Origin of the sequence: Delftia deserti (genome assembly GCF_042653485.1) — a bacterium.
GTDB lineage: Bacteria > Pseudomonadota > Gammaproteobacteria > Burkholderiales > Burkholderiaceae_C > Comamonas > Comamonas acidovorans.
This window is the reverse complement of record NZ_JBHSIH010000001.1, coordinates 5,167,797-5,180,406: the sequence shown is the minus strand read 5'-3', so window position 1 is coordinate 5,180,406 and position 12,610 is coordinate 5,167,797. Positions and strand designations below refer to the sequence as shown.

Here is a 12,610-nt window from a genome sequence, read left to right as displayed (position 1 = left end):
AAAAGCAACGGGGTGTAGCTTAGCCTGGTAGAGCGCTACGTTCGGGACGTAGAGGCCGGAGGTTCGAATCCTCTCACCCCGACCATATTCTGGTCACTTCATCACCACTTCACTGTTGCGCCAGGTTCAAGAACTGGCTGCGCAACAGTGCGTCTGGCCTTTCAAGGCTTCAGGGATGATAGGATAAATGTCCTTTCCTCTCACACGTCTTGCTACATGGCTGTTGCTGACTCCTCGCTCAAGAATGCCTCCACTGTCGCATCGCTTCCTGGCATCGGGCGAGCCCTGATTTCAGCAGGCAAGGTGTCGCAGCAGGCGGCAGAAGCGGCGGCCAGCAAGGCAGCCGCCAATCGCACCTCGTTCATTGCAGAACTGAGCGTCGCCGGCACCCTCTCGGCCCTGGAAGTGGCGGAGACGGTTTCCACCATGTTCAGCGCGCCGCTGCTCGATCTTGATGCGGTCAACGCCATGCGCCTGCCGCAGGATCTGCTGGACGCCAAGATCATCAGCAGCTATCGCGTCCTCCCGCTGAGCAAGCGCGGCAATCGCCTCACGGTGGCTACCGCCGACCCGACGCAGCAGGAAGCCGCCGAGCAGATCAAGTTCACCACCCAACTGGGCGTGGACTGGATCATCGTCGAGGCCGACAAGCTGGAACGCCTGATAGCTCAGCAGAGCAAAAGCGCCAGCGAAACCATGGAGAGCTACACCGGAGGCGGCGATTTCGAGTTCGGCGACCTCAAGCCTGATGAGGTTGCAGAGGAAAAGGACAACTCGGCCGCAGCAGACGTTGAAGATGCGCCCATCGTCAAGTTCCTGCACAAAATGCTGCTCGACGCCTTCAACATGCGCGCGTCGGACCTGCATTTCGAACCCTACGAGCACCAGTACCGCGTACGCTTTCGCATCGACGGCGAGTTGCGTGAGATTGCATCACCGCCCATTGCCATCAAGGAGAAGCTGGCGTCGCGCATCAAGGTGATCTCGCGCATGGACATCTCGGAAAAGCGTGTCCCGCAGGATGGGCGCATGAAGCTCAAGGTCGGCCCGGACCGGGTCATCGACTTTCGCGTAAGCACACTGCCCACGCTCTTCGGCGAGAAGATCGTGATCCGTATCCTGGACCCGAGCTCGGCCAGGATGGGCATTGACGCCCTGGGCTATGAGCCCGAGGAGAAGGCGCGCCTGCTTGAAGCCATCGGACGCCCCTATGGAATGATTCTGGTCACAGGTCCTACCGGCTCGGGCAAGACAGTGTCGCTGTACACCTGCCTGAACCTGCTGAACAAGGCCGGCGTGAACATCGCCACGGCGGAAGATCCTTCGGAAATCAACCTGCCCGGCGTCAACCAGGTCAATGTGAACGAAAAAGCAGGCCTCACCTTTGCGACTGCGCTCAAGGCCTTTCTGCGCCAGGATCCCGACATCATCATGGTCGGCGAAATCCGCGATCTGGAAACTGCCGACATATCGATCAAGGCTGCGCAGACCGGCCACTTGGTGCTGTCCACGCTGCACACCAACGACGCACCGACCACGTTGACGCGCATGCGCAACATGGGCATTGCCCCCTTCAACATCGCATCGAGCGTGATTCTCATCACCGCCCAGCGTCTGGCCCGGCGCCTGTGCCCCCAGTGCAAGGAGCCCGCGGACATTCCGCGGGAGGCGTTGATCGACGCAGGCTACAACGATGCGGACATCGATGGCAGCTGGGTCACCTACAGACCCGTCGGCTGCCCGGCCTGCAACAACGGCTACAAGGGCCGTGTCGGCATCTACCAGGTGATGCCGATCAGCGAGGAAATCCAGCGCATCATCCTGCAGGATGGCAGCGCGCTGGAGATCGCCGCACAGGCCAAGCGTGAAGGCGTACGGTCGCTGCGTGGATCGGGTTTGCACAAGGCCAGACAGGGACTGACCTCGCTCGAAGAAGTGCTGGCAGTCACCAATGAGTAAATAGCGCGGACAGCGCAGACAACAAACGAGGGAGCACGATGGCCACAGCCGCGTCCAAGGGAATCAAGGAATTTGTCTTCGAGTGGGAAGGCAAGGATCGCAACGGCAAGATCGTCCGTGGCGAAACCCGGGCCGGGGGCATCAACCAGGTCCAGGCCATGCTGCGCCGCCAGGGTGTGCTTCCCAGCAAGATCAAGAAGCGCCGTACGCGCGGTGGCAAAAGAATCAAACCCAAGGACATTGCGCTGTTCACGCGCCAGATGGCCACGATGATGAAGGCTGGCGTCCCGCTGCTGCAGGCCTTCGACATCGTCGGGCGCGGCAACACCAACCCCAGTGTGACGCGCCTGCTGGCCGATATCCGCTCCGATGTGGAGACAGGCACCTCGCTGAATGCGGCCTATCGCAAGCACCCCATGTATTTCGACAGCCTCTACTGCAATCTGGTGGAGGCCGGGGAGGCAGCCGGTATCCTGGAGGCCCTGCTCGATCGGCTGGCCACCTATATGGAAAAAACCGAGGCCATCAAGTCCAAGATCAAGTCTGCCTTGATGTATCCGATCTCGGTGATCGTCGTGGCCTTCATCGTCGTGACCATCATCATGATCTTCGTGATTCCCGCCTTCAAGGAAGTGTTCAGCTCCTTCGGCGCGGATCTGCCGGCACCGACGCTGTTCGTGATGGGCATCAGCGATATCTTTGTCCAATGGTGGTGGTTGATCTTTGGCGTGATCGGTGGCGGCTTCTACTTCTTCATGCAGGCCTGGAAGCGCAACGAGGGCATGCAGCAATTCATGGACCGCACGCTACTGAAGGTGCCAGTCTTTGGTGTGTTGATCGAAAAGTCCTGCGTTGCACGCTGGACGCGCACGCTGTCGACCATGTTTGCTGCAGGCGTTCCGCTGGTCGAGGCACTGGATTCCGTCGGCGGCGCCTCCGGGAATGCCGTCTACGCCAATGCCACCGAGAAGATCCAGCAGGAAGTCTCCACCGGCACCAGCCTCACGGTGGCCATGACCAATGCCAACGTCTTTCCCTCCATGGTGCTGCAAATGTGCGCCATCGGCGAGGAATCCGGCTCCATCGACCATATGCTTGGCAAGGCGGCCGATTTCTACGAAGAGGAAGTCGATGACATGGTGGCCGGCCTGTCCAGCCTGATGGAGCCCATCATCATCGTTTTCCTGGGCACCCTGATCGGCGGCATCGTGGTTTCGATGTATCTGCCCATCTTCAAGCTGGGCCAGGTGGTTTGATGCTCTTGGATCCCTGGATGCAGGCCGCGCTGGGCGGCCTCCTTGGCCTGATGGTCGGCAGCTTTCTCAACGTGGTGGTGCATAGGCTGCCGCGCATGATGGAACAGCAATGGAACGCGGAATGCGCCCAATGGGCACAGGAGCAATCCGGCGCCGCGCCACCTTCTGCTGCGCCTGACCGGGCCGAGGTGCCCCTGAGTCTCAGCCGCCCTCGCTCGCGCTGCCCGCATTGCGGCCATGCCATCCACTGGTACGAGAACATTCCCGTGCTCAGCTATCTGGCACTGCGCGGCCGGTGCTCGGAATGCAAGGCATCGATCAGCATCCGCTACCCGCTGGTGGAACTGGCCTGCGCCGCGCTATTCGCCTACTGCACGATGCAATGGGGCATCACGCCCACGGGCGCCATCTGGTGCCTGTTCAGCGCCGCCTTGCTGAGCCTGGCATTGATCGACTGGGATACAACGCTGCTTCCCGACGACATCACCTTGCCCTTGCTGTGGGCCGGACTGCTTTCAGCGGCGCTGCACTGGACCGCAGTGCCTCTGGCCGACGCGGTCTGGGGCGCTGCAGCAGGCTATCTCTCGCTGTGGCTGGTCTACTGGGCCTTCAAGCTGGCCACCGGCAAGGAAGGCATGGGCTATGGCGACTTCAAGCTGTTTGCCGCGCTGGGAGCCTGGTTCGGCTGGCAGGCGCTCGTGCCCATCATCCTGATCTCGTCCGTGATTGGCGCCATCGTGGGCATTGCGCTGAAGATCAACAGCCGCCTGCGCGAAGGTGGCTACGTTCCCTTTGGCCCCTTTCTTGCGGGCGCCGGCTTTGCCGCCATGGTGTTCGGACCCCAGCAGATGCTGCAATCCCTGTTGGCGGCCATCGGTCTTTGATCCGACACTGCGGCATGGAATCCAGCAACGCCCCGCCACCACGTCCGCACCCGCGCCCTTTCCGACTGGGCCTGACCGGCGGCATCGGCAGCGGCAAGAGCACCGTGGCCGCCCAGCTTGCCTTGCGCGGAGCAAGCATCATCGACGCCGATCACATCTCGCGCAGCCTCACCGCCCCGTCAGGTGCCGCATTGCCCGAGATTGCGCGCAGCTTCGGTCCTGAACTGATCGATGCGAACGGTGCTCTGGACCGTGCGCGCATGCGCGAACTGGTCTTCCAGCAGCCTGCCGCACGCCAGCAGTTGGAAGCCATCATCCACCCCCTGGTGGCTCGGCAAACCACCATTGAAGTCCAGCAGGCCACCGATGCCGGATGCGCGCTCATCGTGCATGACATCCCGCTGCTCGTGGAGTCCGGCCGCTGGCCTGCCCTGCTCGATGCCGTGCTGGTTGTGGACTGCCGGACGGAAACACAGATCGCACGCGTCATGGCCCGCAACGGATTGCCCCGCGATGCCGTGCAAGCCATCATCACCGCCCAGGCCACCCGCGCGGCACGGCTGGCGGCGGCCGACTGGGTGATCTACAACGACGGGGCCATGACGATAGAGGCTTTGCGCGCATGCACCGATCGAATCTCTGCATGGTTCGGGCTATGATGCACGCCATGGCTTGGCCTGTGCGTGTAATTCAGCATGTGCACGACGTAGACAGCTGATTCCTGTGCACCCCGAGGAGCCCAGCAAGCGTGATCCTGTACGAATATCCTTTCAATGAGCGCCTGAGGACCTACCTCAGGCTGGAGCAGCTGTATCGCCGCCTGGGCGAGCTGCTGTCGCGCGCTCATTCCATCGATCACCATTTCGCGCTGGTCACCATCTTCGAGATCATGGACGTGGCAGCACGCACCGACCTGAAGACGGACGTGCTCAAGGACCTCGAACGCCACAAAAGCCTGCTCGACAGCCTGCGCGGCAACCCCGATATCGCCGAGCACATGCTCGACCAGGTGTCCCGCCATGTGGAGCAGTGCTTTGCCCAGCTCAATGCCCAGAACGGAAAGGCCGGCCAGTCCCTGACCGACAACGAATGGCTGATGGCCGTGCGCAGCCGCATCGGCATCCCTGGCGGCACCTGCGGTTTCGATTTGCCGGCCTATCACGCCTGGCAGTTCCATGACCCCCAGGTGCGCCTGCGTGATCTGGAGGACTGGGCCAGCACACTGACCCCGCTGGGTCAGTCGCTGCAGCTGCTGCTCAAGCTGCTGCGCGAAACCGGTGTGCCGCAATGGGTGGCCGCAGAAAAAGGCGTGTTCCAGCAGGCCATGCCACCCGGTCGCAGCTTTCAGCTGCTGCGCCTTCGCATAGACCCGGCGCTGAATCTTGTTCCGGAAATCAGCGGCAACCGCCTGCTGGTTTCGGTGCGCCTGCTTCGCCCCGAAAGCGGCGCCAAACCCCAGCCTTGCAGCGAAGATGCCTCGTTCGAGGTCACGCTTTGCAGCTGATGGAAAAGACTGCCGGCATGTCCACGAAAGCCACGCCCTCTGCCGATGCATCATCCGCAGGGCCCACGGTGCGCTGCCCGACCTGCAGCGGCCCCAGCCTGTTCGCGCCGGCCAACCGCTTTCGGCCCTTTTGCAGCGAGCGCTGCTACCAGATCGACCTGGGAGCCTGGGCCAACGAGGAATTCCGCGTGCCGGCGCCCATGCCTCCCGAGGATTCGCCCTTCGGCGATCCTCGCACCGAACCCTGATCAGGCCTGTTCAGGCTTTCGGCTGGCCTGCCTCGTAGAAGCCGGCATCAAAAGGCAGCCCGCGTTCCTCGCTGAGCCATTGCAGCACCGGATAGGCGCCAGGCAGCACCGGCTGCACCTGCAGCGGAAGTTGCTGCCAGGCCATCTGCTGGCCTTCGCGCATCTCGAACTCCCCGCTCCAGCGCGTGATCTTGCACCAGTGCAGGCGCACCAGGGCATGCGGATAGTCATGCTCGGTCACCTTCCAGACGGGGGCGGCCGCAATCTCGACGCCCAGCTCTTCCTGAAGCTCGCGACGCAACGCCTGCTCCACGGTCTCGCCGGATTCGATCTTCCCACCAGGGAACTCCCAATAGCCGGCATAGGGCTTGCCAGGCGGCCGGCTGGTGATCAGCAGCGCGCCATCGGACTCGCGCAGGAGCACGCCAACGGCGACTTCGGTGTGCTTGCGCTGGGCCGGCGCTTGAGACGGCGGTTGAGACTGGGCAGCATCGGCGCCGGTGTTCAGGGAGATTTCTTTTTCAGTCACTTGATCTTTCGCAAAAAACCGCCCGGCCCCAAGGCCGGGCAGCAGGCTTGTCAGAGTTCGGCCTCTTCGGCCAGCCCCTGGACATCGGCGATGCCGGTCTGGCGCTGGTTCGGGCGCTCGGCGCGGCCCGCATAGTCACGGGCGAACTGATGGGCCACGCGGCCGCTGCGCGAGCCACGCTCCAGCGCCCAGACCAGAGCTTCCGGACGCGCGGCCTCGATCGTGGCCTGGTCCAGTCCCAGGGCCTCCAGCCATTGCGCCACCACGCGCAGGTACTCGTCCTGGCTGAAGGGATAGAAGCTCACCCACAGGCCGAAGCGCTCGGACAGCGAGATCTTTTCCTCAATCACCTCGCCGGGATGCAGCTCGCCATCCTCGCCACGCTGGTAGGTCAGATTCTCGGACTGGTACTCCGGCAGCAGATGGCGGCGATTGCTGGTCGCATAGACCAGCACGTTCGGGCTGGCGGCGCTGACCGATCCATCCAGAATGGACTTCAGTGCCTTGTAGCCGGGCTCGCCTTCCTCAAAGCTCAGATCGTCGCAGTAGATGATGAACTTCTCGGGCCGGCCGGCCACCACATCGACGATGTCGGGCAGGTCGGTCAGATCGGCCTTGTCCACCTCGATCAGGCGCAGGCCCTGCGAAGCAAAGGCATGCAGGCAGGCACGGATCAGCGAGGATTTGCCCGTGCCGCGCGCGCCGGTGAGCAGCACGTTGTTGGCCGTGCGGCCGGTCACGAACTGCTCGGTGTTGCGCGCGATCTTGTCCTTTTGCACATCGATATTCTGCAGGTCGGACAGTTGCATGGCGCCGACGTGGCGCACGGGCTCCAGCAGGCCGCAGCCGTTGGCGCGCTTGCGATAGCGCCAGGCGATCGCGGTATTCCAGTCCGCGGGGGATTGCAGCGGCTGGGGCAGGATGGCCTCGATGCGCTGCATCAGCTGCTCGGCGCGCTGCACGAGTTGCAGCAAGGGGGCGGCGACGGCTTCTGTGGGCAATGTCATGGATGTCTCTCGAATACGGATCTCACGGCCGCCGACGCTGGATATGCCCGGGAATCGAGATGGATCTCATGCCAACGCCAGAGCTTTTGCGCGCCGGCCGCCCTTGAAAGCTGGCAGCAGCCAGGCACAAGGCCTGCGGCTGCCGGCGGCACGGTGGGTGGAGAGTCAGGAGCGGTAGTCGGCGTTGATGCTCACGTAGTCGTGGCTCAGATCGCAGGTCCACACGGTCTGCTCGGCCTCCCCTCGGCCCAGTAGCACGCGCACGATGATCTCCTGCTGCTTCATCACGCGCTGGCCGTCTTCCTCCTGATAGGCAGGGTTGCGGCCGCCATTGACTGCGACATGCACTTCGTTCAGGTACAGGTCGATCTTGGTCTGGTCCAGATCGTCGATGCTAGCATAGCCAACCGCCGCGAGGATGCGGCCCAGGTTCGGGTCGCTGGCAAAGAACGCCGTCTTGACCAGGGGCGAATGCGCGATGGAGTAGGCCACCAGGCGGCACTCGGCCTCGGTTTTGCCTCCTTCCACCTTGATGGTGATGAACTTGGTGGCGCCTTCGCCATCGCGCACGATGGCCTGGGCCAGCAGGCGCGACACATCCAGCAATGCAGCCTTGAGGGCCTGGCCTTCGGCGCTGGTCAGCGAAGTGATCTGCGCATTGCCGGCCTTGTGCGTGGCCACCAGCACGAAGGAGTCGTTGGTCGATGTGTCGCCATCGATGGTCACGCGGTTGAACGAGCCGTCGGCCAGTTCCTTGACCAGGGGCTGCAGCAGCTCGGGAGCGATGGCCGCATCGGTGGCCAGAAAGCCCAGCATGGTCGCCATGTTGGGGCGGATCATGCCCGCGCCCTTGCTGATGCCGGTGATGCTCACACGCTTGCCGCCAATGTCCACGGCCCGGCTGAAGGCCTTGGGCAGGGTGTCGGTGGTCATGATGCCCTCGGCAGCCGTGCCCCAGTTGTCTGCCTTGGCTGCGGCAATGGCGGCCGGCAGGCCGGCTGCAATGCGGTCCACAGGCAGCTCTTCCATGATGACGCCAGTGGAGAACGGCAGGATCTGCTCGGGCTTGAGCTGCAGCAGCGCTGCCAGATCTGCGCAGGTACGGCGCGCACGTGCCAGGCCGTCGGCGCCAGTGCCTGCATTGGCATTGCCTGTGTTGATGACCATGGCACGGATGGCACCCGCTGTCTGAACCAGATGCTCGCGACTGACCTGCACGGGCGCCGCGCAGAAACGGTTCTGCGTGAACACGCCAGCCACCGAAGCGCCCTCGTCGAGCAGGAACACGGACAGGTCCTTGCGGTTGGCCTTGCGCACACCGGCTTCGGTGACGCCGATGCGAACGCCGTCGATCGCCAACAGGTCGGCGTGCACGGGAGCGGAGAGATTCACAGGCATTGAGGGGCTTCCTACAGTGAAAGAAAAACGCGCTCCATTATCGGAACAAACCAGGGCCGTGCGTATTTCAGAGCATCACAAACACACCCCAATGCAAACACGGGCCGAAGCCCGTGTTGTCTATTGAAGCTTGCTGCGTGCAGTGAACCCCAAAAAAGCATGCCCCAGCCCAGGGACACCAAGGAAGGGCCTGGGCCGGCCGCGCCGCCCCGCACCGAGGGTGTCGCCGGTTGCCCGGACGCCCCCCTCCCGCGAAGCGAGAGAGGGCGCCGTGCACACGGGGGAAGGCGCGAAGCGACTCAGGGGGAGCTTTAGGAAAGCTTGCCGTGGCACTGCTTGTACTTCTTGCCGCTGCCGCAGGGGCAGGGATCATTGCGGCCCACGCGAGCGCCTTCCGGCAGCTCCAGCGGCTCGTCTTCGACGGAGCCGCCGATGTCGCCATCCGACGGAGCGCCATAGGTCATGTGCTCCAGGCTGTGGGCGCTGCGCTGCTCCAGGGCCTCGGTGGCCTGCTCCACCTGTTCGCGCGACTGCACCTGCACGGTCATCAGCACGCGCGTGACTTCGGTCTTGACCTGGTCGATGAGCTGGCGGAACAGCTCGAAGGCCTCGCGCTTGTATTCCTGCTTGGGCTGCTTTTGCGCATAGCCGCGCAGGTGGATGCCCTGGCGCAGATAGTCGAGTGCAGACAGGTGGTCACGCCAGTTGGTGTCGAAGCTTTGCAGCAGGACGGCGCGCTGGAACTGCGTGAAGTTCTCGCGGCCGATCAGCTCGACCTTGGCATCGAACACTTCGCGGGCGGCCTGCAGCACCTTTTCGAGGATTTCCTCGTCGGTGATGGCGTGCGCGGACTGCACCTGCGACTGCAGCGGCAGCTGGATGCGCCATTCGCTTTCCAGCGCCTTTTCCAAGCCGGCCAGGTCCCACTGCTCTTCCATGGACTCGGCGGGAACGTACTGGCGCACCAGATCGGACACCACGTCGTCGCGCATCACCGTGATCATCTCGTGCAGGTCCGAGGCGTCGAGGATCTCGTTGCGCTGCTGGTAGATCACCTTGCGCTGGTCGTTGGACACATCGTCGTATTCGAGCAGCTGCTTGCGGATGTCGAAGTTGCGGGCCTCGACCTTGCGCTGCGCACCTTCGATGGAGCGGGTCACGATGCCGGCTTCGATGGCTTCGCCATCGGGCATCTTCAGGCGGTCCATGATGGCGCGCACGCGGTCGCCCGCGAAGATGCGCATCAGCGCATCGTCCAGGCTCAGGTAAAAGCGCGAGGAGCCGGGATCGCCCTGGCGGCCCGAACGGCCACGCAGCTGGTTGTCGATACGGCGCGATTCATGGCGCTCGGTGGCGATGATGCGCAGGCCACCCAGGGCCGAGACCTTGTCGTGCTCGATCTTCCAGTCGGCGCGCATTTGTTCGATGCGCTGCTGGCGTTCGGCTTCGGACAGGGATTCATCGGCCTCGACAGCAGCCACCTGCTTTTCGATGTTGCCACCCAGCACGATGTCGGTGCCGCGGCCGGCCATGTTGGTGGCGATGGTGATCATGCCGGGACGACCGGCCTGGGCCACGATGTCGGCCTCGCGCTCGTGCTGCTTGGCGTTGAGCACCTGGTGGGGCAGGTTTTCCTTGTTGAGCAGCTCGTCGATGATTTCGGAGTTCTCGATCGAAGTCGTGCCCACCAGCACGGGCTGGCCGCGCTCATGGCATTCGCGGATGTCGCGGATCGCCGCCTCGTACTTCTCGCGCGTGGTCTTGTAGACACGGTCGAGCTGGTCGTCGCGCTTGCTGGGACGGTTGGGCGGAATCACCATGGTCTCGAGACCATAGATTTCCTGGAATTCGTAGGCCTCGGTATCGGCCGTGCCCGTCATGCCAGCCAGCTTGCCGTAGAGACGGAAGTAGTTCTGGAAGGTGATCGAGGCCATGGTCTGGTTCTCGGCCTGGATGGTCACGCCTTCCTTGGCCTCGACCGCCTGGTGCAGGCCGTCGCTCCAGCGCCGGCCTGCCATCAGGCGGCCCGTGAACTCGTCGACGATGACAATCTCGCCGTTCTGCACCACATAGTGCTGGTCACGGTGGTAGAGGTTGTTGGCGCGCAGCGCCGCGTAGAGATGGTGGACCAGGGTGATGTTGGCCGGGTCGTACAGCGAGGCGCCCTCGGCAATCATGCCGGCATGGCCCAGCAGGCGCTCTGCGGCCTCGTAGCCCTGGTCGGTCAGGAACACCTGGTGGCTCTTCTCGTCCACGGTGAAGTCGCCGGGCTTGGTCACGCCTTCTCCGGTGCGCGGGTCGGCCTCGCCTTCCTGGCGCACCAGGTTGGGAACGATCTTGTTCATGGCCACGTACATGGCCGTGTGGTCTTCGGCCTGGCCGCTGATGATCAGCGGCGTGCGGGCCTCATCGATCAGGATGGAGTCCACCTCGTCGACGATGGCGTAGTTGAGCACGCGCTGAACGCGGTCGCCCGACTCGTAGACCATGTTGTCGCGCAGGTAGTCGAAGCCGTATTCGTTGTTGGTGCCGTAGGTGATGTCGCTGTTGTAGGCGGCCTGCTTTTCCTCGCGCGGCATGTTGGGCAGGTTGATGCCCACCGACAGTCCGAGGAAGTTGTACAGCTTGGCCATCCAGGTCGCATCGCGATTGGCCAGATAGTCGTTCACGGTCACCACGTGCACGCCGTTGCCCGACAGTGCGTTCAGGTAGACCGGCAGCGTGGCGGTCAGCGTCTTGCCTTCGCCGGTGCGCATTTCGGCGATCTTGCCGTAGTGCAGTGCCATGCCGCCCAGCAGCTGGACGTCGAAGTGGCGCATCTTCATGACGCGCTTGGAGCCCTCGCGCACAACGGCGAAGGCCTCGGGCAGCAGGTCGTCCAGCGACTCGCCCTTGGCCACACGTTCCTTGAACTCCTGCGTCTTTGCACGCAGAGCCTCGTCGCTGAGCTTCTCGTAGTCGGGCTCCATCGCATTGATGCGAACGACCGTCTTGCGGTATTGCTTGAGAAGCCGATCGTTTCGGCTGCCGAATAGTTTGGTGAGGAAGTTGGTGGCCATGCGAAAAAGACACACCGCCGCCCGCTGAAGCGGACTGCGGTGTGCCTGGAATCCCTAGATTGTTGGATTTCAGATGGGGCCGCTCCACCTGCCTGCAAGTGCCCTGCTGGAGAACACATGTGACCGGACGGAAGCGAGAACCGAACAATTGATTCTAACTGCCTCTGTCCAACCCTCTTTCAGGCAGGCCGACGCATGCAGCCGCACAGCCCCGAACCCGAATCCCCGGACCCGCGCCACCCCGCAGATGCTGCTATAACGACCCTGCGGGCCGGCGCATGCCAACGCTGCCAGTCCAGTCCTTCAAGCCCATGACCTTCACACGCCGCCACCACGCCGTCACCGCCCTGCACGCTGTCGAGAACTCGCCCACGCTGGCGCGGCTCGCACAGCTCACCCGGGACTCCAGCAATCGCCTGACGGCCATCCTGCCCCTGGTGCCGCCGCTGCTGCGCGCCAGCCTGCAGGCTGGCCCCATCGAGGGCAGCACATGGTGCCTGCTGGTGCGAAACAACGCGGCAGCCGCCAAGATCCGCCAGCTGCTGCCGGCCATGGCCGCCCACCTGCGCACCAAGGGATGGGACGTGACCGAGATCCGCCTCAAGGTCCAGGCCTGATCGGCTGCCGACACAATCGCGGCCGGAAATGAAGAAAGCAATGAAAAAAGGCCTCCGAAGGAGACCTTTTGGTGCCGGTTGTCGGATTCGAACTGACGACCTACCGCTTACAAGGCGGGTGCTCTACCAACTGAGCTAAACCGGCGAAG

The 12,610-nt window shown here is 63.4% G+C and carries 11 protein-coding genes and 2 tRNA genes; 8 read left to right on the top strand and 5 right to left on the bottom strand.

Features of this window, described 5'->3' with window-relative positions; genetic code table 11:
- Nucleotides 1–8 precede the first annotated feature (8 nt).
- From ACFPFG_RS24550 to ACFPFG_RS24520, 7 genes are all read left to right on the top strand, one after another.
- Nucleotides 9–85: transfer RNA gene (locus ACFPFG_RS24550), tRNA-Pro, on the top strand.
- A 131-nt stretch (nt 86–216) separates the two neighbouring features.
- A complete protein-coding gene (gene pilB, locus ACFPFG_RS24545; protein ID WP_183019688.1) occupies nt 217–1,959 on the top strand; it encodes a type IV-A pilus assembly ATPase PilB in 1,743 nt (580 codons plus the stop codon).
- A 38-nt stretch (nt 1,960–1,997) separates the two neighbouring features.
- Nucleotides 1,998–3,215, top strand: a complete 1,218-nt coding sequence (locus ACFPFG_RS24540; RefSeq protein ID WP_183019378.1) for a type II secretion system F family protein — start codon at nt 1,998–2,000, stop codon at nt 3,213–3,215.
- On the top strand, nt 3,215–4,099 hold the full coding sequence (locus tag ACFPFG_RS24535) for a prepilin peptidase (RefSeq protein WP_183019379.1): 885 nt from the start codon (nt 3,215–3,217) through the stop codon (nt 4,097–4,099). The genes ACFPFG_RS24540 and ACFPFG_RS24535 overlap by 1 nt, the downstream gene beginning before the upstream one ends.
- A 14-nt stretch (nt 4,100–4,113) precedes the next feature.
- Nucleotides 4,114–4,758 carry a dephospho-CoA kinase gene (gene coaE, locus ACFPFG_RS24530; protein WP_380108663.1) on the top strand — a complete coding sequence of 215 codons (645 nt, stop codon included), beginning with the start codon at nt 4,114–4,116 and terminating at the stop codon, nt 4,756–4,758.
- A gap of 89 nt (nt 4,759–4,847) precedes the next feature.
- The gene (zapD, locus tag ACFPFG_RS24525; RefSeq protein WP_183019381.1) at nt 4,848–5,603 is read left to right on the top strand and encodes a cell division protein ZapD; all 756 of its coding nucleotides are present in this window, start codon (nt 4,848–4,850) and stop codon (nt 5,601–5,603) included.
- Complete coding sequence (locus ACFPFG_RS24520) at nt 5,603–5,851, top strand: DNA gyrase inhibitor YacG (RefSeq protein ID WP_197955214.1); 249 nt, start codon at nt 5,603–5,605, stop codon at nt 5,849–5,851. The genes zapD and ACFPFG_RS24520 overlap by 1 nt, the downstream gene beginning before the upstream one ends.
- Before the next feature lie 10 nt (nt 5,852–5,861).
- Here ACFPFG_RS24520 and ACFPFG_RS24515 read toward each other — a convergent pair whose 3' ends face one another.
- The 4 genes from ACFPFG_RS24515 to secA form a co-directional block, all read right to left on the bottom strand.
- A complete protein-coding gene (locus ACFPFG_RS24515) occupies nt 5,862–6,380 on the bottom strand; it encodes a (deoxy)nucleoside triphosphate pyrophosphohydrolase (RefSeq protein ID WP_183019382.1) in 519 nt (172 codons plus the stop codon).
- 50 nt (nt 6,381–6,430) lie between these two features.
- Complete coding sequence (locus ACFPFG_RS24510) at nt 6,431–7,387, bottom strand: ATP-binding protein (protein WP_012207293.1); 957 nt, start codon at nt 7,385–7,387, stop codon at nt 6,431–6,433.
- A 165-nt stretch (nt 7,388–7,552) separates the two neighbouring features.
- A complete protein-coding gene (gene argJ, locus ACFPFG_RS24505) occupies nt 7,553–8,785 on the bottom strand; it encodes a bifunctional glutamate N-acetyltransferase/amino-acid acetyltransferase ArgJ (RefSeq protein WP_312372590.1) in 1,233 nt (410 codons plus the stop codon).
- Between the two features lie 311 nt (nt 8,786–9,096).
- Nucleotides 9,097–11,844: a preprotein translocase subunit SecA gene (gene secA, locus ACFPFG_RS24500; protein WP_183019384.1), complete on the bottom strand. Its 2,748-nt coding sequence runs from the start codon at nt 11,842–11,844 to the stop codon at nt 9,097–9,099.
- 311 nt (nt 11,845–12,155) lie between these two features.
- On the opposite strand from secA, the gene ACFPFG_RS24495 reads away from it, so the two are divergent.
- The gene (locus ACFPFG_RS24495; RefSeq protein WP_034396930.1) at nt 12,156–12,461 is read left to right on the top strand and encodes a hypothetical protein; all 306 of its coding nucleotides are present in this window, start codon (nt 12,156–12,158) and stop codon (nt 12,459–12,461) included.
- A gap of 69 nt (nt 12,462–12,530) precedes the next feature.
- Here the strand turns inward: ACFPFG_RS24495 and ACFPFG_RS24490 are convergent.
- Nucleotides 12,531–12,606: transfer RNA gene (locus tag ACFPFG_RS24490), tRNA-Thr, on the bottom strand.
- Between the last annotated feature and the right edge of the window lie 4 nt (nt 12,607–12,610).